This window comes from Planktothrix sp. FACHB-1365, assembly GCF_014697575.1.
In the GTDB taxonomy this organism is placed as follows: Bacteria; Cyanobacteriota; Cyanobacteriia; order Cyanobacteriales; family Microcoleaceae; genus Planktothrix.
On sequence record NZ_JACJSC010000001.1, the window covers coordinates 869,723 to 894,242 of the forward strand.

21 protein-coding genes are annotated in these 24,520 nt (G+C 39.3%); 7 read left to right on the forward strand and 14 right to left on the reverse strand.

Features of this window, described 5'->3' with window-relative positions:
- From H6G57_RS03685 to ccsB, 5 genes are all read right to left on the reverse strand, one after another.
- Complete coding sequence (locus H6G57_RS03685) at positions 1-207, reverse strand: glycogen debranching protein (protein WP_190516067.1); 207 nt, start codon at positions 205-207, stop codon at positions 1-3.
- Positions 208-295: 88 nt separating this feature from the next.
- Positions 296-784, reverse strand: a complete 489-nt coding sequence (locus tag H6G57_RS03690; RefSeq protein ID WP_190516069.1) for a GNAT family N-acetyltransferase — start codon at positions 782-784, stop codon at positions 296-298.
- A gap of 98 nt (positions 785-882) precedes the next feature.
- Positions 883-1,881, reverse strand: a complete 999-nt coding sequence (locus tag H6G57_RS03695) for an RNA polymerase sigma factor, RpoD/SigA family (protein WP_190516070.1) — start codon at positions 1,879-1,881, stop codon at positions 883-885.
- A gap of 305 nt (positions 1,882-2,186) precedes the next feature.
- On the reverse strand, positions 2,187-2,552 hold the full coding sequence (locus H6G57_RS03700; RefSeq protein ID WP_190516072.1) for a KGK domain-containing protein: 366 nt from the start codon (positions 2,550-2,552) through the stop codon (positions 2,187-2,189).
- Between the two features lie 61 nt (positions 2,553-2,613).
- Entirely contained in the window at positions 2,614-3,648 is a 1,035-nt protein-coding gene (gene ccsB, locus H6G57_RS03705; protein ID WP_190516074.1) for a c-type cytochrome biogenesis protein CcsB, read from the reverse strand.
- A gap of 365 nt (positions 3,649-4,013) precedes the next feature.
- Between ccsB and H6G57_RS03710 the strand changes: the two genes are divergently transcribed.
- Complete coding sequence (locus H6G57_RS03710; RefSeq protein WP_190516075.1) at positions 4,014-5,024, forward strand: DnaJ C-terminal domain-containing protein; 1,011 nt, start codon at positions 4,014-4,016, stop codon at positions 5,022-5,024.
- An 88-nt stretch (positions 5,025-5,112) separates the two neighbouring features.
- On the opposite strand, the gene H6G57_RS03715 is transcribed toward H6G57_RS03710, so the two are convergent.
- Positions 5,113-5,292: a hypothetical protein gene (locus tag H6G57_RS03715; protein ID WP_190516077.1), complete on the reverse strand. Its 180-nt coding sequence runs from the start codon at positions 5,290-5,292 to the stop codon at positions 5,113-5,115.
- Positions 5,293-5,461: 169 nt separating this feature from the next.
- Positions 5,462-6,547, reverse strand: a complete 1,086-nt coding sequence (locus H6G57_RS03720; RefSeq protein ID WP_190516078.1) for a hypothetical protein — start codon at positions 6,545-6,547, stop codon at positions 5,462-5,464.
- Positions 6,548-7,400: 853 nt separating this feature from the next.
- Between H6G57_RS03720 and H6G57_RS03725 the strand changes: the two genes are divergently transcribed.
- Positions 7,401-10,868 carry a CHASE domain-containing protein gene (locus tag H6G57_RS03725; RefSeq protein WP_190516079.1) on the forward strand — a complete coding sequence of 1,156 codons (3,468 nt, stop codon included), beginning with the start codon at positions 7,401-7,403 and terminating at the stop codon, positions 10,866-10,868.
- Positions 10,869-10,891: 23 nt separating this feature from the next.
- On the opposite strand, the gene H6G57_RS03730 is transcribed toward H6G57_RS03725, so the two are convergent.
- From H6G57_RS03730 to H6G57_RS03745, 4 genes are all read right to left on the reverse strand, one after another.
- Complete coding sequence (locus H6G57_RS03730) at positions 10,892-11,674, reverse strand: ABC transporter permease (RefSeq protein ID WP_190516316.1); 783 nt, start codon at positions 11,672-11,674, stop codon at positions 10,892-10,894.
- 26 nt (positions 11,675-11,700) lie between these two features.
- On the reverse strand, positions 11,701-12,831 hold the full coding sequence (locus H6G57_RS03735) for a histidinol-phosphate transaminase (RefSeq protein WP_190516080.1): 1,131 nt from the start codon (positions 12,829-12,831) through the stop codon (positions 11,701-11,703).
- A gap of 196 nt (positions 12,832-13,027) precedes the next feature.
- A complete protein-coding gene (locus H6G57_RS28835; RefSeq protein ID WP_190516081.1) occupies positions 13,028-13,252 on the reverse strand; it encodes an Rpn family recombination-promoting nuclease/putative transposase in 225 nt (74 codons plus the stop codon).
- A gap of 149 nt (positions 13,253-13,401) precedes the next feature.
- Positions 13,402-14,178, reverse strand: a complete 777-nt coding sequence (locus tag H6G57_RS03745) for an Rpn family recombination-promoting nuclease/putative transposase (protein ID WP_190516082.1) — start codon at positions 14,176-14,178, stop codon at positions 13,402-13,404.
- A 96-nt stretch (positions 14,179-14,274) separates the two neighbouring features.
- Here H6G57_RS03745 and H6G57_RS03750 point away from each other — a divergent pair, with 96 nt between their 5' ends.
- Positions 14,275-14,856: a DJ-1/PfpI family protein gene (locus H6G57_RS03750; protein ID WP_190516084.1), complete on the forward strand. Its 582-nt coding sequence runs from the start codon at positions 14,275-14,277 to the stop codon at positions 14,854-14,856.
- A 151-nt stretch (positions 14,857-15,007) separates the two neighbouring features.
- Here the strand turns inward: H6G57_RS03750 and H6G57_RS03755 are convergent, their stop codons facing one another.
- The gene (locus H6G57_RS03755; RefSeq protein ID WP_190516318.1) at positions 15,008-15,850 is read right to left on the reverse strand and encodes a Tab2/Atab2 family RNA-binding protein; all 843 of its coding nucleotides are present in this window, start codon (positions 15,848-15,850) and stop codon (positions 15,008-15,010) included.
- Positions 15,851-16,042: 192 nt separating this feature from the next.
- Here H6G57_RS03755 and H6G57_RS03760 point away from each other — a divergent pair, with 192 nt between their 5' ends.
- From H6G57_RS03760 to H6G57_RS03770, 3 genes are all read left to right on the forward strand, one after another.
- Positions 16,043-17,326, forward strand: a complete 1,284-nt coding sequence (locus H6G57_RS03760) for a valine--pyruvate transaminase (protein ID WP_190516086.1) — start codon at positions 16,043-16,045, stop codon at positions 17,324-17,326.
- Positions 17,327-17,416: 90 nt separating this feature from the next.
- Positions 17,417-17,881 carry a hypothetical protein gene (locus H6G57_RS03765; protein WP_190516087.1) on the forward strand — a complete coding sequence of 155 codons (465 nt, stop codon included), beginning with the start codon at positions 17,417-17,419 and terminating at the stop codon, positions 17,879-17,881.
- A complete protein-coding gene (locus tag H6G57_RS03770) occupies positions 17,881-20,649 on the forward strand; it encodes a ParA family protein (protein ID WP_190516089.1) in 2,769 nt (922 codons plus the stop codon). Before H6G57_RS03765 ends, H6G57_RS03770 begins: the two co-directional genes overlap by 1 nt.
- A gap of 237 nt (positions 20,650-20,886) precedes the next feature.
- On the opposite strand, the gene H6G57_RS03775 is transcribed toward H6G57_RS03770, so the two are convergent.
- Positions 20,887-21,831 (reverse strand): GDP-L-fucose synthase, encoded by a 945-nt coding sequence (locus H6G57_RS03775; protein WP_190516090.1) that lies wholly within the window; start codon positions 21,829-21,831, stop codon positions 20,887-20,889.
- A gap of 139 nt (positions 21,832-21,970) precedes the next feature.
- Between H6G57_RS03775 and H6G57_RS03780 the strand changes: the two genes are divergently transcribed.
- Positions 21,971-23,185 carry an RNA-guided endonuclease TnpB family protein gene (locus tag H6G57_RS03780; protein WP_190516092.1) on the forward strand — a complete coding sequence of 405 codons (1,215 nt, stop codon included), beginning with the start codon at positions 21,971-21,973 and terminating at the stop codon, positions 23,183-23,185.
- A gap of 23 nt (positions 23,186-23,208) precedes the next feature.
- On the opposite strand, the gene gmd is transcribed toward H6G57_RS03780, so the two are convergent.
- A complete protein-coding gene (gmd, locus tag H6G57_RS03785) occupies positions 23,209-24,237 on the reverse strand; it encodes a GDP-mannose 4,6-dehydratase (protein ID WP_190516094.1) in 1,029 nt (342 codons plus the stop codon).
- Between the last annotated feature and the right edge of the window lie 283 nt (positions 24,238-24,520).

Consider the following 24,520-nt stretch of genomic DNA (forward strand, 5'->3'; position numbering starts at 1 on the left):
TTAATTTAATTTTAAGGCACTTACAGGAACATCATCCCAAGATTCAACGGTTCTGAGAACCGCAACCCAGCCTTGTTGCTTTTGAATTTCTGTTAAATTTCTTTGAAAGGACTCATGGCAATCTTGAGCTTGCTTCTCATCACAACAAGCAATACAAGAATAGACGATTCCCATTGGATCAAGTTGTTCATTTACCCAAATGGTCATTGTAAATTTTCTCCTCACTCAATACCCATTAATGGCTTTTATTTTATCAACATTCAAGCACAAGGCTCAAAAAACTAAAAAGGACAGATTATTTTTGGTTTCCCAATGCTGCTAAAGAAGCTTCAGTGACCCGACAAATGCGCCAGTCGGGTAAAATTTTCGCGCCTATTTTTTCATAAAAATCAATAGCAGGTTGATTCCAATCTAAAACAGACCATTCTAAACGTCCACACCCCCTGGATACTGCTAATTCTGCTACATGAGTGATTAATGCTTTACCAATCCCTTGACGGCGATATTCAGGAAGGACAAATAAATCTTCTAAATAAATTCCTGGTTGGGTTAAAAACGTAGAATAGTTATGAAAAAACAAGGCAAAACCAACGGCTTTTCCTTCAACTTCAGCTAAAATTGCTTCTATATAGGATGGATTACCAAATAAATGCTGTTTTAAGTTTTCCGCACTTCCACTCACTTCATGGGATAACTTCTCGTATTCCGCTAAGGCTTGAATCAGTTGGAATAAAACGGGAATATCCTCAAGGGTTGCTGGTTTTAAAATTGCTGATTTAGACATATCCGATGTTGAACAGTTGATAATGACAATAAAATTTTTTCTAACGTATTAGATTTTTGTCAGTATACAACAATTCAAATCAATCCTACCGGAAAAAATTATTTAATCCAACCTTTTAACCGTTCTGCAATATGAGGACGACGTAACTTCCTCATGGCTCTGGCTTGAATTTGTCGCACTCGTTCCCGTGAAAGATCATAAAGACCACTAACTTCTTCTAAGGTATAAGGAACTCCGGTGGTTAATCCAAATCGCAGTGCTAAAACGTCTTTTTCTCGTTCCGTTAAAACGGTTGCTAAAACTTCTAATAAATCCTGACGCATCATCATTTCATTCATTTGAGCTTCAGGAGTTTGAGTTTCTTGATCTTCTAAAATATCCATTAATTCGGAGTTTTCTTCCGTCCCAATTCGGTGATTTAAAGACAGAGATTTCCGATGAACTTGTTCAAGAATGCGAATTTGTTGGGGCGTAATAGCAACAGCTTCTGCTAATTCTTCTTCTGTCGGTTTTCGTTGTAGCGATCGCTTTAAATCTCGGTAAGCTATCTTCAGTTTATTCAATTGTTCAACAACATGAACAGGTAATCGAATGGTGCGTCCTTGATTAGCAATGGTTCGGGTAATCCCTTGACGAATCCACCAATACGCATAAGTGGAGAATTTATATCCTTTATCAGGATCAAATTTTTCTGTCGCGCGGTTGAGTCCTAAAGCGCCTTCTTGAATTAAATCTAAAAACGGAACCCCTCGATTAATATAACGTTTAGCAATAGAAACGACTAACCGTAAATTAGAACTAATCATCCGACTTTTAGCCGCCGTTCCTAATTTTAATTGATGTTTGAGTTCTGTTTCCGTAATTCCTAGAAACGCAGCTAGTTCTGCGGGAGGAGGTAAGTACCCTAATTCCAGGGTCAGCCGAGTTTGTAATTCTTCAATTTTAACCAGGGTTTGAATATGACGACCGAGTTCTATTTCTTCATTGGGTTTAAGTAAAGGATAACGCGCCATGCGTTTAAATAATGCAGCAATTGCGTCATCTCCCGCTACAGTGGTTTCTGTAATCGGAAAAAACGTCGAATTCTGTGGATTCATGGTTATATCCTCCAGTTGACGATCTAAATTTGAACAGTTCGCTTGGAGTTTTCCCTATCGTCAAAATCTTCTGTCAGATCAGAAGACAAGGAAATCCCATCTATGACTACTTTAAGTTGGTTCCATTATAGAAGACTCTCTCAAAAGACTGGGAGAATCGATCTGATCTCTACAGAAGTCAGCAGATAGGAGTCAGGTATTTTTATCCCAAAACTCAAAGCTCAAAATTCAAAATCCAATTTCTTGAACTTTGAACCATGAGCCTTAATAAAATTCAGAAAATTTTAGAGGAATAACCCCACTGCTTAACTCCACATTCCTACACTCTTAGTGGGTCGAGGAACAAAAGGAGGAATATCCGCATCAGAGTCAGACGGAACAGTAGGAGTTGTTGGGGGGGAAGTAAATTCCGAGGTGGGAATACCTTTCGGTTCTGCATCGGGTTCATCGGGGCAAAATTCTAAACGAATCCGAAACTTCCCGGTTTGCCAAGACTTACCGGGACGTAGCAGTTGACACTCGATTCCTTCCTTAAATAAATTTTCCTCCTCCAACTTAGATTCCATAATAGACAAAAATTCACTAGCTTTAAATGTGCATTGAAACATCAAGGCACTTTCACTGGTATTAATCACATCATCATCATTGAGAATATAAGTTGAATCGCTCATTTCTATGTCCTGTAAATTGTCTTTTGTACAAGGGAATTACCCTCAAAAGGGATCGATTCATTTAGAAGAACCAACCGTAGGAATGTAACCCTTTTCCTAATAGATTAACGCCTAAATAGCACACCCACACCACGACGAATCCTGTGGCTGCTAAAATAGCAGGTTTGCGTCCTTGCCAACCGCGAGTAATGCGGGCGTGTAAATAAGCGGCGAATACTAACCAAGTAATTAACGCCCAGGTTTCTTTGGGATCCCAACTCCAATAAGAACCCCAAGCTTCATTTGCCCAAACAGCCCCAGCGATAATTCCAATGGTTAAAAGCGGAAATCCTAATCCAATAATCCGATAACTAATATTGTCAATCGTTTCCACTAACGTTAATCGCTGTGGAGACAGGGGTTGAACAGAGGGAAGAGTCTGTGTGAGTTTAACCGCTTCTAGGACAGCCGTTGTACCATTTCCATTCGTTGTTAACCCTGGTGTGGGGTTCGACTCTGTAACCGTGGACGAAGAATAGGTGACTAAATTAGTAACCGGTTTTTGATGATTTCGAGAAATGCGCGTTCCCAGTGAACTACCACTTAATTCCACCTCCTGTCCCCGTGTCAGAATTAAAAAAGCGATCGCTAACAAAGAACCGACCATTAAAGTGGCATAACTTAACATCATGACGCTGACGTGCATCATTAACCAGTTAGATTTTAAGGCGGGTACTAACGGTTCAGCCAAGCGCATTTGGGGCGGTAATTTTAAAGCGGCAAAGGCTACAATTGCCATCGCCACAGGAGAAGTTACAACTCCCACTAAACGGCTACGACTCATATTTTCAGCAATCAGATGAATCGTTGTAATACCCCACGTTAGGAAAAATAGCGATTCATATAAATTACTAATAGGAAAGTAACCCGCCTCAATCCATCTCGCTCCCAATAGGGCCGCAATCGAAAGATTAGCGATCGCCATTCCTGCGGTTCCCAACGCCCACAGATAAGGAATATTAGGAAATGCAGCCCCCACCCAATACAACAACAGGGTGGCAAATAAAATGGCAAAGGATATATTATCTAATCCATTCTGGAGTATAACCAGACTCATGAACGATTCTCCTAGTAACGGTATGAATTACCGAGTTTTTTCAGAACTCTATCTCTACTGATCCTACCGATTCCTGGCGATCTTGGGTGATGTTTCCGTCGAGATCCTAATTTCGTAAAGTTCGGACATTGCGCTGATTCCATCAGCAACAACCGAACCCAATTGTCTTAAAAACCTTGATACCTTGTAAGAAAGATTGAGCAGCACTGAGATAGGGGATGTTGAGTGTAGGGAAATCCAGCCTGATTAAACCCCTAAATTGAGATCAGGATCAGCTTAGGAAATTAATCTGCTGAACTATATTTAAAGAATATTAATCATAAAACAACTGGCTTCAGGATCACTGTATTGAGGAGAGGGGAAGAATGCCTGGGACTGACTATAAAGACTACTACTCGATTTTAGGATTGGACAAAGCGGCAACGGCTGATGATATTAAAAAAGCCTACCGTAAACTCGCCCGTAAATATCACCCGGATATGAATCCAGGGAATAAACAGGCTGAGGCTAGTTTTAAAGAAGTCAACGAAGCTTATGAAGTTTTGTCCGACACTGATAAACGGGGAAAATACGATCAATTTGGTCAATATTGGAATCAAGCCGGAGGTGCTGGATGGCCCGGTGGGGCGGGTTCCAACGTAGATTTTAGCGGATTTGACTTTAGCCAATTTAACAGTTTTGATGAATTTATTAATGCTCTTTTAGGCCGCGGGGGTGGAGGGCCAAGACCTGGAGCCAGTAGCAGTCGCAGTTATTCCTATCGTGCCCAACCCGGAAATCCTTCGGGATTTGGAGGGGGTGCTTATAATGATTTTTCCTCTGGATTTAATAATCGCAATCCCTCTGCTGTTGCTGATTCCGAAGCGATTGTAACGCTCTCCCTCAGTGAAGCCTTTCATGGAACCCAAAAACGCTATGGAACCGGGGAAGTCACGATTCCGGCGGGAGTCAAACCGGGGAGTAAAATTAGGGTTCGCGGTCAAGGTCAACTCGACCCCTACACCCAACAACGGGGGGATTTATACCTGAAAGTGGAACTACAACCCCATCCTTTTTTCCAATTTGACGGGGAAAATTTGGTTTGTGAACTACCTTTAACCCCGGATGAAGTAGCGTTAGGAACCTCTGTTGAAGTTCCCACACCCGATGGGATGGTAACGATGAATATTCCACCGGGAATTCGTTCAGGACAGTCTTTGCGATTGCGGGGCAAAGGATGGCCAAAACCCAAGGGAGGAGGACGCACGGATCAATTAGTTAAAATTGTTGTTGTTCCGCCTAAAGAACTTAATTCTAATGAACGAGAATATTATGAAAAAATTCGTGCAACTCGAACGTTTAATCCCCGCAGCAGCTTGAAAGAAATGAAACTCTAAAAATGTTTAAACCGATCAGAAGCATGGTGTCCTGATCGGTTAATACTGTGAACTTGCATAAATTGTTGAATGTTTTTGGACGATAAAACTACTCATTCACCCATTGGCAAGAAAGCCGAGAATTTTCATCCTTCACCCAACGCGCCACTAATTGTCCTTTTTTGGCGAGGCTTTTGCTTTGGGTCTGGGTCAAAATCGGCGTTTCTTGGGTCGGTTTTTCTAGGTGTGGATGAGAAAGAGGTTTCCGCCAGTAAAGATTGATAAACATTGTTGCTTTTACTCCCCAAACTTTTCCATTTCTTTTTTAATTCCACTTTATCCCTTATCGAAATTTTGTTACAAAAATGACAATTTTTTTAACAGTTGTGCAAAGTTTTGTAAATAAACTGTTAAGGATTGAAAGACGTTTGGGGAAAGAAACTACCAATCATTTACCTTCAGTTTTGAATCTGTTCCCAAGCGGTAATAATAGTGCGTAAGGGTTGGGGGAGAAATTGAACGTTTAAATCGGCATAGCGGGTTACGGTGGCTTGTCCCACTAAGGTTACGGTGATGAAATCAGCGGCTCCTGAAGGCGCGGGAAAACTGAGACGATGATATTGAGTTAGCTGTTGTGTAGTCAGCAGTCTTTGGAAAGCCTGGACTTCTTGGGGTGGAATCCAATTCCGTTTAATCATAGAAGGTTGACCTCCGTTGAGTTGTTGGGACGTAATCCATCCATCTGACCACAACGTTACTTTAGACAAACCTCCCGTAATTCCCCCAGAAGAAATCGTCTGAAATACAGCACCTCTGGGTAAGGAAGGAGAGACTTCACTGGGACTAAAGGGAATCGGTTGCAGGGTTCCAATATTATTATTACCTTGAGTCGTGGTGCTATAAAGTCGGACTTGAAACCCATCCTGATTTGTATGGTAAATCCAACGTTGACCCCTACCTCTGACGGTGATTTGCCAACCCATAATTGCAATTTGAGGACACATTTGATGGGGTTGATAAATGCCTAAACATCCATCCCAAAGACGAGAATTGGCTTGAATAATTTGAAGTTGATTCCGGGGAATTCCTGACTGGGACTGTGCGGTTTTTAATACGGCTTCTTGTACAGAAACAGGTAAAACACTTAAACCATTTTCCAGATAAATTGTATTCCCTCGGTTATCCGTGCGAAACAGTAAACCTTTTTCGCCACTCTTAACGGTAACTAACCAGCCTTCCACTTGGCTTTGGGAACAGGCGATGTCGGGAAAGGAAAGACCTAAACAGCCATTAGGCCAGATGCGACGTTCTGCATTCAGGAGGGTGACACTTGATGCAGGGACACCGGTAAGTTCCATAGCTTTTTGTTTGACCAAACCCGCAAGGGATATTGGAAACTCAGGAGCCAAAGAATTAGAGGGATTTACAAACTGAGCAACAGGAACTGAATTGTTGTTTGCTTGGAGGGGAAAGCCATAGAGGGGTTCAGCCGGAAGTAAACATAAAACACTGAGTAGAGCAATGAATCGAGGATGAACTCTCATAGCAGAAGAAAGCTAAACGCTTCAGAGGAATCTTTAACCCGATCTTTCCTGTGGCTGGCCTACAGATTCAGGAAATTTTGGGGATGGAGAGTTACAGCATGACTTTTTGAATACAATTTTGAAAATATTGGCTACATTTTTTGTGTCATCTTCAGATTTTGTCTACAAAAACACCCATTTATCTATATTGACAAAATACACATTTTGTGTATTTTTGCTCCCAATGTACAAGGATCAGTAATTTTACAGATGTAACTTGTTAACTTTATCGATTTTCAAACCTCTAGTTTCATTGAGATAATGGGCACACAGTAGCAGAGAGATGTGTCCTATGCACTTAAGGAATTTCTGGGTTAGAACTTAATCTCCTTAAGTGACTCACAGGAGCCAGATGTAGACTCAATCCGGTAGCATCCCTGTTGGAAGATGTGGTAGCGGGTTTGTAAGTAGGGGCGGAAGTAGATAAGATCGAAGTTCCCATCAATCTGAGCTTCGATTCCCCCCTACACTTTTTTTTAAGAAATAGAGAATAATAAAAAACAGAATTAGCCTTTAAAAATAAGCACCTATAGCAATCCCAAATAGATTGTAATCATTTACAACTGACCTGAAACAGCCAGAAGTATTATCTCGGTTCCCTGTTCCCTGGAGAAATTAACAATGCTATCCGATCTGTCTGCGGGTAGAAAATCTAAGTATTTGTTAAATCAAGGTGACATTACAGCCAAGCCTGCATGACAATCAAAATAGTCGATGTAAGTCTGATCCGCTCAGAAAGAGTAATAATTGAAATAGCCCAGATCACTCATTGTCTACCTGTGTTACTAATCATCAGACGTTCGATGATGCCTCTATGAAGCGTAAATGGCTCTATAAGTTCTTGTCACCCAATCGGCAGATTGTTCCGTATGTTGTTCTGTTAAGCACATTGCTGCTGACAGCACTGGCAACCTATTATGTAGAATCTACGGCGCGTGCTCAAGATCGGTTGCGATTTGACTCTTCTATTCAACGTACAGAAAATTTAATCCGAGATCATGTTAAAACCTATATAGCTTTACTACGGGCAGGAAGTGGATTATTTGCGGCTCAAGAGACTGTAGACCGAGAAGAGTTTCGCGCCTACATGGAACGGTTACAACTGCGTGAGGAATATCGCGGTATTCAAGGAATTGGGTTTAGCATTCGGTTTTCGCCCTTGGAAAAAGATCAATTAATTGACCGAATGCGACAGGAAGGGAGTTCCAACTTTGCGCCTTATCCTGATTATCCTCGCCCCGAATATCATGCCATTATCTACCTTGAACCCTTAGATCAACGAAACCAAGCCGCTATTGGTTTTGATATGTTTAGCGAACCTGTGCGTCGTAAGGCGATGGAACGTGCTCGTGATGCGGGTCTACCCATCGCATCCGGTCGAGTCATTCTTCGCCAAGAAATTGACCAGAAAAAACAAGCGGGTTTTTTAATCTATTTCCCCATTTATCAAGGCAATTCTATTCCGCCAACGGTAGCAGAAAGACGGCAGAAATTACTGGGATTTATCTATAGTCCATTTCGGATGGGAGACTTGATGCAAGGACTTTTCGGGAGTAATCAAGAGTCTTTGATTGATTTTGAAATTTATGATGGTTTAGCGATTACCCCAGCCCATCTTCTGTATGATTCTACTTCTGAGCGTCTCTTCGGATTTGAACCTCGATTTGAGCGACGGAAAATGATCTCGATTGCTGGACAAACTTGGACAATTAAATATACGTCTCGCCCGGAACTGGATTTTAATTCTCAACGTTTGATTGCTCCCTATATTGCCTTGTCGGGGAGTTTAGTTGGTATTATTTTATTTGGATTAATGCGATCGCAAATTCAAGCCCGACGCATTGCTGAAAAAACGGCAACAGAATTAAGAAAATCCGAAAAAGCGTTGCGAGATAGTGAAGCCCGATTTCAAGCTTTTATGGATTATAGTCCAGCCATCGCCTGGATTTGCGATCGCCCAGGTCGAATGTTATATTTTAGTAAAAGTTATACTCAAACCTTTAATATTTCCCAGGACGCTTTAGGAACAACAGTTGTTGATCTATTTCCTCCCCACTTAGCTTCAGAATTCCTCGATTGTATTTCTATTGTTGCTTCAGAAAAACGTGTTTTAGAAGTGATTCAGTCTATCCCTAGGCGGGATGGCACGATGGGAGAATTTTTAGTTTATCAATTTCCGATTTGGGATGCTTACGGACAGCCGTTAGTCGGGGGGGTGGCGATTGACCGCACAGAAAGCCGTCAAGCGGAAGCTTTATTACGTCGTTCAGAAGTGCAATATCGAACGATGGTTGAACAATCTCCCTTGAGTATTTTAATTTTATCGGTAGACGGTTCTGTTCAGCGTGTCAACCGAGCCTGGGAAGATTTGTGGGGAATTAAAGGAGAAAATATCAAAGATTACAATCTTTTTAATGATCAACAATTCATTGAAAAAGGAATTATCTCTTATATTAAACGGGGATTTGCTGGGGAATCGGTGACCATTCCTCCGATTTTGTATGATCCCCATAAAACCTTCCCAGGATTCTCTCGTTATAGCTATGCTCAACGTTGGGTACAAGCTTATATTTATCCGGTGCGAGATGAAATTGGTCAAATTCGGGAAGTGGTTTTTATCTATGAAGATATTACAGAACGAAAACACGCAGAAGAAGAATTACAAGAAAGTGAAGCTCGGTTTAGAACGTTAATTGAAACGACGTTTGATGGAATTATTATTCATGAAAATGGGATGATTTTAGATGCTAATCAAGGGGCAGCCATTATGTTTGATTGCTGTTTAGAAAACATGATTGGATCGTCTTTTTTAGATTTTGTCACTCCCGATAGTCAAACTTTAATTTTACACAATCTTCAGAAGAATTTAGAAGCTCCCGTTGAAGCCGTTGGCTTAAAAAAAGATGGGATAAAATTTAATTTAGAAATTATCGGTCGTCCCCATGTTTATAAAGGGCGTCAAGTTCAAGTAACGGCTTTACGCGATATTACCAACCGTAAACAATTAGAAGCTCAACTTCGTACCCGTGCGGAAGAGTTAGCGGAAGCAAACCGCCTCAAAGATGAATTTTTAGCAACCCTTTCCCATGAATTGCGAACACCGTTGAATGCCATGTTGGGATGGACACAACTATTAATGTCGAAACGTTTAGATGCAGAAACTTTTAATCGAGCTACAGAAACAATTAACCGCAATACCCGTTCTTTAGCTCAACTCATTGAGGATTTATTAGATGTCTCTCGAATTATGAGTGGCAAATTACATTTAAGTCTGGCTCCAACTTCTTTAATTCCGATTATTGAAGCCGCCATTGACACAGTACGTCCGGCGGCGGAGGCGAAAAATATTAAGATTCATGTTTCTCTTCAATCTAATATTGGGATTGTGATGGGGGATAGCAATCGTTTACAGCAAGTGATTTGGAATCTACTCACAAATGCGGTGAAATTTAGCTCAGAAGGCGGAAAAATTGAAGTGCGACTCGGTAAGTTTCAAGAGAAAAATTCCTGTTCTTGTTTAGATACTCTAACTCAACGGAATAGGTCGTTTTCGGAAGGATTTGAAAAGGTAGAATATGGAGAAATTCAAGTTAGTGATACAGGACAAGGAATTAGTCCAGATTTTTTACCTTTTGTGTTTGAACGTTTTCGACAAGCTGATGGTTCTATTACTCGCAAACAAGGGGGATTAGGATTAGGATTAGCTATTGTGCGCCATTTAGTTGAACTGCATGGGGGAACTGTTAGCGTTGATAGTCCAGGGTTAGGACAGGGTACAACCTTTACGGTCAAGTTACCTTTTATGACATCAGAGTTATTAGAAGAAAATGATGATTTTCAAGATTTTCTCAGTGACAATGATTTGATCCTAGAAAGTTGTTTAAAATTAAAAGAGATACGGGTATTAGTTGTTGATGATGAAGTTGATGCTCGTGATTTAGTGGCTCATATTTTACAAAATTGTGGGGCAAATGTGGTGACGGCGAGCAGTGCTGAAGAAGCATTTAATTTATTAAAAGACAACAGTAGCACATCTCCATTTCATATCTTAGTGAGTGATATTGGAATGCCTCAAGGAGACGGTTATTCTTTATTACGTCGAATTCGTTTATTACCCCCAGAAGAAGGTGGTCAAATTCCGGCTTTAGCGTTGACGGCTTATGCCAAAGCTGAAGACCGCACAGCAGCATTCTCGGCTGGATTTCACGCTCATTTGGCAAAACCTGTAGAATCTCATGAATTATTGTTTACAGTTGCCAATTTAGTTGGAATTATTGGATAATAAAGCGGGGTTATCATTGGAAATTAACTCGATGCGCTGGTATAGAATTTTAAAGCAAATTCCCAAAACTTTGCCGAAAATATTAATAGTGCTAAAGCTAATAATCCTGAACCCATCACCCAGGAGATTTGAGTTCGCCCTAAAATAGATTCGGCGGGAATTGTTGTTAAAAATGCGACGGGAACAATAAACGTAAAAAAGAACCGATAAGCCATTGGATAAGCGACCATTGGATATCGTCCGGCTTCTAATAATCCCCGTAATACCTCGGTGACATTATAAATTTTAACAAACCAAATACTGGTTGCTCCTAAGATAAACCAGATACTATATAAACTCATAATGCCAAAAGATAAAGGCAATAAACTATCGAGATAATCTCTGACCGTTAAGCCGAGTTTATTGCCTTCATAGACAACAATTGAACAACCAAAAATTAGATCCGGGGTTCCCCAAGGAGAAATCATTCGGGTGGATAGCCAAAATTGACTACTGAGGGGTTTCAGTAAGACAAAATCTAAGGTTCCATCTTGAACATGGGTAACAATTCTGTTTAAATTGGGAACTAATAGTGTTGTAGAAATTCCTTGTAAAATTGTAAAAATTCCCAGAACAATTAAGGCTTCTTCCCAACTCCATCCTTCAAAACTATAGCCGGTTCTATAAAATAGAAACAGGCTAAACATACTGCCAATTAAACTTCCTAAGCTAGTGATAGCAGAAATTAAAAAATTTACCCGATATTCTAGTTCTGCCGCGATCGCAGTTTCCCAAAATAAGGTTAAAATTTTCAAATAGCGTTGGATCATAACTTCCTATTGTTCCCTTGTCCCTATAAAATCGAAAATAACCGTTCAATGGTGCGTTGATTTTCATCAGGACGACCAATGGTAATTCGCAGTCCTTCTCCGGTGTGACGGACTAATGTTCCTTTGGTTTTTAATTGTTCCATGATCTCGTTTAAGGCAGCTTCAGAATTGTGTTCATCGCTGAGTCTAATATAAATAAAATTAGCATCACTTCGCCAAAGCTTTAACTGTTTATTTTGAGCTAAAGCGTTAATTAAACGAGTCCGTTCTCCTAATATTTCAGGAATAACGGCTAGTAACTCTTGACGGTGATTTAAAGCTAATAACGCTGCGGTTTGTGTGAAGCTGGGGAGATTATAGGGGAGACGAACTTTTTCTAATGCGGTGATCAATTCAGGATGAGCGATCGCATATCCAGCGCGTAATGAAGCCAAGCGAAAAGCCTTAGAAAAGGTGCGTAAAATCACCCAATTGGGATGCTGTTTTAACTCCTCGACAACACTGGTTTGACTAAACTCAAAATAAGCTTCATCAATAACCACTAAAATATGTTTGGGTAAACTTCTTAACCAATCTAATTCATCTTCTGTTAAAGCATTAGCCGTTGGGGAATTAGGATGAACCACAAATACAACTCGAATGGGAGGGTTTTGTGTGGTTTTAATCGTCGTTTGAGCAGCTTTCAAATCCATTTCAAATGTGTCTTCATTCCGTCCCACGCTCACAACAGGAATTCCTAACGTTTGAGCAATAATTCCATACATAGAAAAGGTAGGATTAGCCACTAAAATTGATCCTTCTCCCCCTAAACAAGTGGCAATTAAGATAGAGCGAATTAATTCATCTGACCCATTCCCCACAGAAATTTGCTCAGGATTAACACAGGCTTCAGCATTAGAAATGATTTCATTAATATAACTGGCGATCGCAAGTTTTAACGGCAAATGACTACCATCAGGATAACGATTTGTTTCAATTTCATGTTGATACATCCACGCCAGCTTTTGTTTTAACGCTTCTGGTAAATCATAGGGACATTCATTAGTATCTAAGCGATCTAAAACTTCAGTTTCGACCGGACTACCGGAACTCCCTCCAGGGTGAGGAGTATAGGCGCGAATTGGGTTGAGATCGTTGCGAAGAAAAGACAGCATGGCAGTGGATAATCGTAATTTTTTCTGAAGTTTACACAAACTCTATTATCTCTTAATTTAGACTAAAATAACATCCCAAAAACAATATTTTTTTAGCTCCTAATTTTTGTGGAGCTATTTATTATCCTGATTCAATATAATAAACTTGCATCTTGTTCACCTCCATTCATCAATTATCAATACTGTCAAAGCTAATTTACAAAGATTGAATCTTTTCAAGACTTAATCCAGTTGCTTGAATTACTTGCTCTAAACTCAAACCCATTCGCAATAAATTTAAAGCAATTTCTTCCTTCGCTTCCTGTTTCCCTTCCAATTTTGCTTTCAATTTTGCTTCCAATTTCGCTTCCAGCTTCCCTTCCAATCTCCCTTCCAATTTCCCTTCTTGTAGAATTTCTTGATAGATGACTGAATTTCGCATGAGATTACTCCTTAAAAGTCTTTTTACGGTATCTTTATTTAAAACTCAACCCGCCAAAATTGCCGAAGCAGCAAGGAGATTATTCAAAAATCGGGTTTCTTGAACAATACATAAATTTTCGATATCACTGACCTCCATACTAAAGCGTTTTACAAAGATTGAATCTCTTCAACACTTAATCCAGTTGCCTGAACAACTTGCTCTAAACTCAAACCCATTCGCAATAAATTTAAAGCAACTTCTTCCTTTGCTTCCAATTTTCCTTCCAATTTTCCTTCTAATTTTCCTTCTAATTTTCCTTCTAGTAAAATTTCTTGATAAATGACTGAATTTCGCATAAGATCACTCCTTAAAATTCTTTTCACGGTATCTTTATTTAAAACCAAACCCGCCAAAATTGCCGAAGCAGCAACGAGATTACTTTGAACCTGTTGATCTGTAATTCTATCAATTACTTCAGCAACTTGACTTAATATCATTGTCGGATCATCGGTCTGACTCAGTACCGCAAAGGGTAACAGTCCTAATACATTTAAAAACCGTTCAGGGGGTTGTTCCCAAAGACGAATTACCTCAAACTGATGAAATGTATTCTCCAGGCGAAAACTATTTTCTTGGACTAAAGGAGAAGAAGTTTGACCCAGATAAATCACCACCTGACGCATGACTTTGTTGGGAAAACGACGATAGACCCTTACTCGATAATCTAACATCCGAAAAGGGATTTTAGCACTAGGTTCAGTTTGAAATTCTGTATGCAAGACCAAATCATCGGATTGCAGTAAGATTAAAGAATCAGCCCGAATAGGTTCCAATGATAACTCTTGGGGACTCAACTCAGTTAATGCAACGGGAGAACCCAACAACCAACTCGCCAAATCTTGAGAAAAATTTTCTGCCAGAAACTTGCAAATACTATCAAACACCCCTGATTATTCCTCCCCAATCCTCTGCCCTATTCATTTTACTATGAACAATTTATAATATAAAGAGAAAACTGATTTTTCTAATTAAATTTATCTATGGCTGCCAAACAAATTTTAATGCTCGTGGGTGACTTTGTTGAAGATTACGAGTGCATGGTTCCCTTTCAAGCGTTACAAATGGTCGGACATACGGTTCATGCGGTGTGTCCGGGGAAAAAAGCCGGGGAAAAGGTAAAAACTGCAATTCATGACTTTGAAGGCGACCAAACCTATAGTGAAAAACCCGGTCATAATTTCACTTTAAATGCCACATTTGATCAGATTAAATCTGAAGATTATGATGCCTTAATCATTCCAGGGGGTCGCGCACCGGAATATATTCGGTTGAATGCAGATGTTATTAAAATGGTGCAGTATTTTGCTCAAACGAATAAACCCATTGCTGCCATTTGTCATGGTGCTCAACTGTTAGCAGCAGCCGATGTTTTACAGGGAAAACGGTGTTCTGCCTATCCTGCTTGTGGCCCCGATGTGATTCGCGCCGGAGGAGAATATGCGGATATTGCTGTTGATGATGCCATTATAGATGGAAATTTAGTTACGGCTCCCGCTTGGCCGGCTCATCCCCGTTGGTTAGCGGCTTTTTTAACTGTATTAGGAACGAAAATTGAGCCTTGAGAATTGGCAAGGGTTTAATATTTGACAACTTACGCAGAAATTTTACAGTACCGAATTCTACACTAGAATCTGTTGCTGAAATTGTAGAAGTTAAACTGTAGACTATTCAGAAATCGGGTTTCTTGAAAAAACCCGATTTCTCCTATTAACTTTATTTTTTTATTTCCCCTTTTAATAACCAAAATCCACTAAAAGTCATCCCCGAATCATCCGGTTGAACTAATATAAAATGTAATCCCTTGGCTAACTGTTTTCTAACTTCAAAGGTTTTAGCGGCTTCTATGACCTCTGCATCTTCAAAAGTGGCTATTACCCAACGATCAATTAACCCTGATTCTAAAATTAATCCATCGGGTGAGCCCGAAATATAATTGCAAGAAAAAGGTTGAATTTCCGCTAACCATCGCGCCAACTGCATCGATTTTTTACCCCCATCAATCACAATCCCCGGAATAGCTACCACAGAGGCTAACCCCAAATTAAACGGTAAAAATTGATCAGGCATTTGTAGAATAGGAATCGGACGATCTGCAAAAAATTCTTGTAAATTTCCCGCAGGAATGTTAGCAAATCGCCAGCGATCGCCCCATAAATTTTCAGGTAAAGGTAAAGGGGGAGGTTGATCTAATTTCACAGGATTATAAAGTTCACCCGTATAATTTTCTAACTCAGAATAGGATTTTGAACGTTCCTCTAACCACTGTTTTAAGGCGACAGTATTTCGAGCAGGTTCGACGACAATTCCTAATGCTTTACCAGCCATTTCTAATAAACTAAAAGACTGGGGACGAAAGACTTGAATTCGCTCCGGTTTTCGGATTACAATTGCTTGCTGTAACTGTTCAATTAACCAAGTCGAATTCGCTTGCGATTGAGGACACATCGCTATAAACTCAACTTGGCGAGTCTGATCACAGACTAATAACTCCCAAAGGGGTTGACCACTGGTATCCTTGAGGGGACGACGATAAAAATCAGCTTGCCAGATCACCATAGACACAAAAACCCCTAACATTCTGATTGAAACTATTCTGTATTTTCAATTCTAAGGTTAAGATTGATCAAATGAGGATTAACAGGCATCAGATTCCATTGCTGAGGTTTTGGGTATTGATTTCTGGTTATGATTCTGCCGACAGCCTCCTGATAACAGGTGGATAATGTTAATTAATTGGGTTATAGAACTATGAATCCTGCATTGACACAATTTGGTGAACGGATGTCTCGTTTAACCGGGGTTCGTGCCATTATGAAAGATATTATTGAAACGTTAAGATCAGGAAAAGGTAAAGATTTTATTAATTTAAGTGCGGGAAATCCGGTAATTTTGCCAGAAGTTGAACAACTTTGGCGAGATTGTACGGAACAATTGCTATCGAGTCCAGAATATGGAGAAGTGGTTTGTCGGTATGGTTCGAGTCAGGGATATCAACCTTTTATTGATGTTATTGTTGAGGATTTTAACTCTCGTTATGGGTTAAATTTAACGGATCGTAATGTATTAATTACACCGGGGAGTCAGTCGATTTATTTCTATGCTGCTAATGCCTTTGGGGGATATACCACCGAAGGTAAATTGAAAAAAGTTGTTTTACCTTTAAGTCCTGATTATACCGGATATGGAGGTGTGAGTTTAATTCCTGAAGCAGTTTTTTCCTATCAACCTGCCTTAGATATTGATGAAGCTAATCATTATTTTAAATATCGTCCTGATTTTAGTCAATTAACGATTGATGAAACGACTGGCTGTGTTGTTTTCTCCCGTCCCTGTAATCCCAGTGGTAATGTTTTAACGGAAGAAGAAGTCAAAAAAATTGCAGCATTAGCGGCACCTTTTGAGGTTCCAGTGTTTATTGATTCGGCCTATGCTCCCCCCTTTCCGGCGTTGAATTTTACGGAAATGAAACCCGTTTTTGGAGAGAATATTATTCATTGTATTAGTTTATCAAAAGCCGGTTTACCAGGGGAACGATTAGGAATTGCCATCGGGGATGAAAGCACAATTCAGGTATTAGAAGCGTTTCAAACTAATATGTGTATTCATTCCCCTCGTTATGGACAAGCCATTGCCGCTCGCGCCATTGGGTCTGGAGCATTATCAGAAATTGCTACTGAGGTGATTCGTCCTTATTATCAGCAGAAATTCACCGTTGTTGAAACGGCATTAAATCAAGCCATGCCTAACAATTTACCTTGGTTTTTACATCGAGGTGAAGGCGCAATTTTTGCCTGGATGTGGTTTAAAGATTTACCGATGACGGATTGGGAACTTTATCAACAGTTAAAAGAAGTCGGTTTAATTGTAGTTCCTGGTAGTTCATTTTTCCCCGGTTTACAAGGAGAATGGAGCCATAAAAATCAATGTCTTCGCATTAGTTTAACGGCAACGGATGAAGAGATTACCGAAGGTATGAAGCGGTTAGCAACAGTGGTTGAACAGGTTTATAAACATTCTATTGTTGGTGTTTAGATTATTAAATCTCCCCTGTTAATCAGGGGAGATTATCTATATCAGTATGAGTTAATTAATTTCTTTAATCTAGGAGGTAATAACAGGTTAATGGCTATAGCATTTACCGATAGAGAAATGCAGAGAGCATGGAGAGAAAATAGGTCAGCTTATGGTTGTGAAAATCCTAAAACTAATGCTCATAGGTTACTCTTATTTTACGCTGTCGAATGTGGTTTGAAAGCAATGTATATGAAAAGAACAAGAAAAAATCGTATTGATTATTGCCAGGATGAAAGGTTTAAGCAGGCACAGCATGATATAAATAAGCTGTTAGATTTATTGGCTGCTGGTAATTTAAAGTTACCTAAATTTATATTTATATCAGACATAAAAGATGATAAAAATAGATCTGAGAAAAGACAATTAAATCTAGGTCAAATTAATCAAATGTGGCGTTATGGTGGTAAACTAGAAAGGTGGGGTGATGAAAGCGAACAACAAAGCTCAACAGATAAACATTTAGAAGAAAAGTTGTTAACAATCTGTAAATTTATTGAACAGGAGCTTAAGTGATGAAATTCATGAGATTATTGACTTGGTTTGATGTGCAAAGGGTGATTCGTCGAGAAACAAGTTACGGGAATCAATTACCTAATGGAGTTGTCAGAATTAATTGTTTTTCAGATGCTTTAGAGATTGGTATTATTAACGATGAGTATAAACCTGAAATTAATACTATTTTAAAAAAATGGTTTGGGGATTGGTATCAAGAGGAACAATTTATTATTCAGCTTGATATAGGTGATTCTACATTACCTGTAGAATTTAGTGTAGAAGATAACTTTTATGAAAAAAATATTGTTGTTCGTCCATTTTGGGAAGAAATTGCTTATCTTGAAAGTGACCCCGAAGTCATAGCAGAAAGATCGAAATCTGTTCATCTTCCTGAAAAATATGAAACTCCTCCCGGTTTAATTGCATTCTATTCTTTTAAAGGTGGAGTGGGAAGAACTCTACACTTAGCGGCCCATCTTTTTGCCTTGTTAGAAAGAGCTAAAGAAATAGATAAAGCAATTACGATATTAGTCATTGATGCCGATTTAGAAGCTCCGGGTTTGACCTATTGGAATCGTGCTGAAAAACAACAACCTACTCTTTCATTTATTGATTTTTTAGAATCCTATCATTATTCTCCAATTGACCGAGAACAAACCCTTTCATTTTTAGCAAAAGAAATCAAAAAATCTTCTAAATCCGAAGGAAAGTCAACGGTATATTTCTTACCTGCTTGTCTCAATGATCATCAACTTTTAGATACACCCATTCTTCCTGAACAATTAGTCAGAACTTTAGATGGAACTTGGGAATGTGGAAATGCGCTGCATCGTTTAGGTCATGCTGTTGGTGCAGATTATATTTTTATTGATCTCAGAGCAGGTTTGAGTGAAATATCGAGTCCGATTATTTTTGATCCCCGAATTCAGCGTTTTATTATAACAACAATTACAGAACAATCAATAAGCGGTACAAGTTTAGTGCTTGAACAAATTGGTCGCGTAGCACCGTCAGAGAATAGTATAAATGATCAACAATATTATGATCCATCTTTAATCATTACTATGCTGACGCCTGAACTCGAAAAATTACCCGCTTTTAAGGATGCTTTAGTGAGATTTCGGTATGCTTATATACAATCTGAAGAAGATTATTTGTATTTAACAAGACTAGAAATCAAAGAAACTTATTTTGCCCAGGAATTACTTTATATTAATAATTGGGAAGAAGCACGAGAAAAACTTAGACCAACTTCAGTCATGGAAATGGCTTTTGAGTGGGCTAATGAACAGTTGTATGAGCAGGAAAATCAGGACTTAAATTCAGGAATAACTAATCAATCTGATCCCCTATCAGAAGTTCAGAAACTTATGCAAATCTGCGAGAAGTACGAATATGCTGAACAGGGTGAAGGGGAAGATTTATTAGTGACAGAACCCTTAAAAAATTTAGCAACTCAGTTTCAGGATGACTTACCCCGTGTTGTATCAATTGGTGCTAAAGGAGCGGGTAAAACCTTTAATTATATTCAGTTATCCCGCTTTAAATATTGGGAAAATTTTTTAAAAAAGATTGCTCCGTCCCAACCATTAAGAACTTCACAAACTTATATTTTCCCTCTGTTGCAATCAGGAAAACTGAGTGATCAGGCAAAAAATATTATCAATGAAGCTAGAAATGAAGTTCACATGGTGATTGGTGATCAGCAGAGCTTTCAATCCTCAGATTGTGTAGATAGAATCAAAAGAGCAATTTCTCATAACTCAGCTTGGAGTGAACCGGAATGGACAGAATTTTGGATTAAAGAGATGGCAAGAGTGATCGGGATTAATGTTGATCAGACCAGTTCTCTTAGTCTTTATACAATCAATCATGAATTAAAAGATAAATCCTTGAAAATCATTTTTTTATTTGATGGATTAGAAGATATTTTTTCTGATATTGCCTCTAATTCTCAACAAAAAATCGCGTTAAAATCTTTAATTGAAGATTTACCTAATAAGCTGTCTGAAATCAGACAATCTAATTTAGGGGTGATCATTTTCTTACGACGAGATTTCCTCCGTTATACCATTACTCAAAATTTAGGACAGTTTGAAAATCTTTACCGTTCTTACGATTTATTATGGGATCAAGATTCTTTTCTAAAGTTAGTTTTTTGGCTTTGCGCTCAATCAAAAATAATGGGTGCAGAGCAAATTAATATAGAAAGTTTGAGTCGAGAAGATTTGATAGAAAAACTACAAGATTTATGGGGTAAAAGGTTGGGTTCTGATCACTCTAAAGAAGCCTATTCTTATGCTTGGATATTTGCTGCTTTAACAGATTTTAATGGTAGATTGCAAGCAAGAGATATTGTTCGGTTTTTGTATAATGCGGCTAAAATTACAGTGGAACAATCCAACAATATTCAATTTGAAAAATGGTCTACTAGCCGACTTTTACCGCCCCAATCAATCCGTAAAGCCTTAAAGCCTTGTAGTGAAAAGAAAGTAGAGGAAGCAAAAGAAGAATATCCAGAGTTTGAAAAATGGGTTGAGACACTACGACAATATTCTGTTGAACTACGCAGCATTCCTTTTGCTGTAGAAAAGTTTGATATGGAGCCAACAACCGTTAGAATATTAGAGGACATGGGAGTGATTTATGAAGATAAAGAAAAAGAAGATATAGCTCGTTTTTATATGCCGGAAATCTTTCGAGAAGGGTTGGGTTTTTCCGGCAAAGGAGCTCGTCCTCGTGTGTTAGCTTTAAAGAGAAAAGTATTAGGACGGGGCATTGTCTAAAATATAGTTGTATACTGAAGATTGTCTTCTTCTAAAAGGATAAGTTTCTACGCTAATTTATAGAGTTTTTTGTTAATTTCTTTCCCACAACTCGATAAACAAAATTCAATGTTGCCCAACTATTAATATCGAAGTCTAAATCATCACTAACATTGCCGCAGCAATTCGGGTTTAAGGGTCATAAAAAAAGGGTGTGTCACTTGAGATGAAACACCCTAATCGTTACTTTTTAAAACCTTATTCAGCGTGTTGACGATACCAATCAATGGTATTTTTTAACCCTTCTTTAAAGCCAACTTCTGCCATAAACCCGAATTTTTCTTTTGCTCTAGTTGTATCTAAACAACGCCGAGGTTGACCATTGGGTTTATCCGTTTCCCAGACAATTTCTCCCTCAAATCCCATCAATTCACAAATCGTTTCTACTAAGTCTTTAATTTTGACTTCCTGATTTGTCCCTAAATTAACAGGATCGGGTTCATTGTACAATTGAGTAGCCATAACAATTCCCCGCGCTGCATCCGTTGAATACAGAAACTCGCGGCTGGGACTGCCATCTCCCCAAACTGGGAGGGTTTTATCTCCCCGTTGTTGAGCTTCATAAACCTTGCGAATTAATGCCGGAATTACATGGGAACTTTTGGGATCAAAATTATCTTCTGGGCCGTATAAATTCACGGGTAACAGATAAATTCCATTGAAACCATATTGTTGACGATAAGCTTGTAATTGCACCAACAATGCTTTTTTAGCAATTCCATAGGGTGCATTGGTTTCTTCAGGATAACCGTCCCACAGATCATCTTCTTTAAAAGGAACAGGCGTAAACTTAGGATAGGCGCAAATGGTTCCCACACAAACAAACTTTTCTACCCCTGCACGATAGGCACTTTCAATTAATTGAGTCCCCATCATCAAGTTATCGTAGAACAATTCAGCCGGTTTGACTAAATTCAAACCAATGCCGCCAACGTGTGCCGCCAAATGAATCACAATATCTTGATCCTGAACCACTTTTTGGCAAGCGTCTAATGTACACAAATTATAATCTTTAGAACGAGGGATCATAATCTGGTTTGGATCAGCACCTGCTTGATGCAGTTGAGCCACCACTTGACGCCCTAAAAACCCCGCACCTCCTGTTACCAGAATCCGTTTATTTGTTAAATCCAGTGGACTCATGAATTTCGCCTCTATTATCAGAAAATTCGGTTTAAAACCCCTAACTTCTAGTTAGGCTTTAATTGTAAACCTTTGTTGCAATGTCAACCAATCTTGTGCCCAAAGATATAGCATAAGAAATCCGGCCGGAGGTAAGGCGATGTTAGTGTTTGAGTTCAAAGCTTACGGAAAAGCCAGTCAGATTGAAGCAGTAAATGAAGCGATTCGTACAGCACAATTTGTTCGCAATAGCTGTTTACGCTATTGGATGGACAACAAAAAAATAGATAAGTATGATCTCAACAAATATTGCGCCGTGCTGGCTAAGAATTTTCCGTTTGCTAATGAACTAAACTCTCAAGCTAGACAATCTAGCGCCGAACGAGCCTGGTCTGCTATTTCCCGTTTTTACGAGAACTGCAAAAAGTCAATTCCTGGTAAAAAAGGATATCCCCAATTCCAGAAAAACTGCCGTTCTGTTGAGTATAAATCAACGGGTTGGAAACTGGCAGATGACAGAAAATCAATAAAGTTTACCGATAAAAAAAATATTGGTAAACTCAAGTTAAAAGGCACACGCGACTTACACTTTTACCAAATTAGCCAAATAAAACGGGTGAGGTTAGTAAAACGTGCAGACGGTGTGTATGTTCAATTCTGTGTCGATGTTGACCGGAAAGAAAATACAAAGCCTTCTGGAAATACCATCGGATTAGATGTGGGTTTGAAGGAATACTACACCGACTCTAATGGTGTAATGGTTGAGAACCCTAATTTTTTGCGTCAAGGGGAAAAGGTTCTTAAACGTTCACAACGTCGGATTTCCAGAAAAGTCAAAGGTTCAAAAAATCGAGGCAAAGCTAGACAGATTTTAGGGAAACGCCACCTCAAAATAAGTAGGCAACGTAAAGACCATGCTGTGAAATTAGCACGGTGCGTAGTTCAGTCTAACGACTTGATAGCTTACGAAGATTTGAGAATTAAAAATCTGGTAAAAAATCATTGTTTAGCTAAGTCTATTAATGACGCATCCTGGTATCAGTTTCGGATCTGGATCGAATATTTTGGTAAAGTATTTGAAAGAGTCACGGTGGCGATCAATCCGCAATATACCAGCCAAGAATGCTCTAGTTGCGGTGAAATTGTTAAGAAAACACTATCCACTAGGACACACGTTTGTCAATGTGGTTGCGTAATGGATAGAGATGAAAACGCAGCTAGAAATATCCTGAGTCGAGGATTGAGTACCGTAGGGCATACGGGAACTCTTGCGCTAGATGCAAGCAACGCTTTGGGAGAATTGACCTCTACTCTGGCTGGAGAAATCCTGTTTGAGCAAGTTGGCTCTGTGAACAAAGAATCCCCACGCCTTTAGGCTGGGGAGTGTCAAATCAGTTATTAATCAAATTGATGGGTAGGTTCTTGAGTTTCCTCCAACGCTTTGAGATCAGAATCTACCATTAATTTAACCAATTCTTCAAAGGTAACACTGGGTTCCCATCCTAATTTTTCTTTAGCTTTAGCCGGGTCACCAATTAAAATATCTACTTCCGCAGGACGTAAATAGCGTTGATCAAATTTGACATAATTTTGCCAATCTAAATTAACGTGTCCAAAGGCAATATCGAGGAATTCCCGAATCGAATGGGTTTCATTAGTCGCTACCACATAATCATCCGGTTCAGAATGTTGGAGCATCAGCCACATGGCTCGAACATAATCTTTAGCATAGCCCCAATCTCGTTTTGAGTCGAGATTTCCCAAATAGATTTCCTTTTGTTTTCCTTTAACAATTCGAGCGACGGCGCGGGTAATTTTACGGGTCACAAAGGTAGGGCCACGCCGGGGACTTTCATGGTTAAATAAAATTCCATTACAGGCAAATAAACCGTAGGATTCTCGATAGTTTACAGTTTGCCAATGTCCATAAACTTTAGCACAGGCGTAGGGGCTGCGGGGATAGAAAGGTGTCGTTTCTTTTTGGGGAATTTCTAATACTTTCCCAAACATTTCTGAAGAACCCGCTTGATAAAAACGGACTTCGATCCCGGTACGGTGTTGATAGTCTCGAATTGCTTCTAATAAACGTAAAACCCCCATTCCAACCGTATCAACAGTATATTCAGGGGAATCAAAACTGACCCGAACATGGGATTGAGCGCCAAGGTTATAAATTTCTACGGGTTTAACTTCTTCGAGAATTCGGCGTAAAGTTGTGCCATCGGTTAAATCTCCGTAATGTAGAAATAACCGCGCCTCCAGGTTATGAGGATCTTTATAAATATGGTCAATGCGGTCAGTATTAAAGCTAGAAGAGCGACGAATAATTCCATGAACTTCATAGCCTTTTTCGAGTAACAATTCACTCAGGTATGAGCCATCTTGACCCGTAATTCCTGTAATTAAGGCTCTTTTCCGTTCCGTCATTTATAGTATTCCTTATGGTCTTGTAGGTTAATATTCCCTGGTTTAATTGTACATAACAATTAACGGGGAGAAGTCTGTCTTTTTTGCACCCCAGAACCTGATCAGCAATTCAGTCCGTGAATCAATCAACCTGATCTTGCAGACTGGTCAGTCTTGGATCAGTACCCATCACCAAATTAACCTGATATTCAGTTTAATTCAAGTTAATTCCAATCCCTACTCTATCAGGCTTGTTCAGTTACCGGAGAATCCTCATCCCAGTTTGAGCTTATCGGCTAGTTAG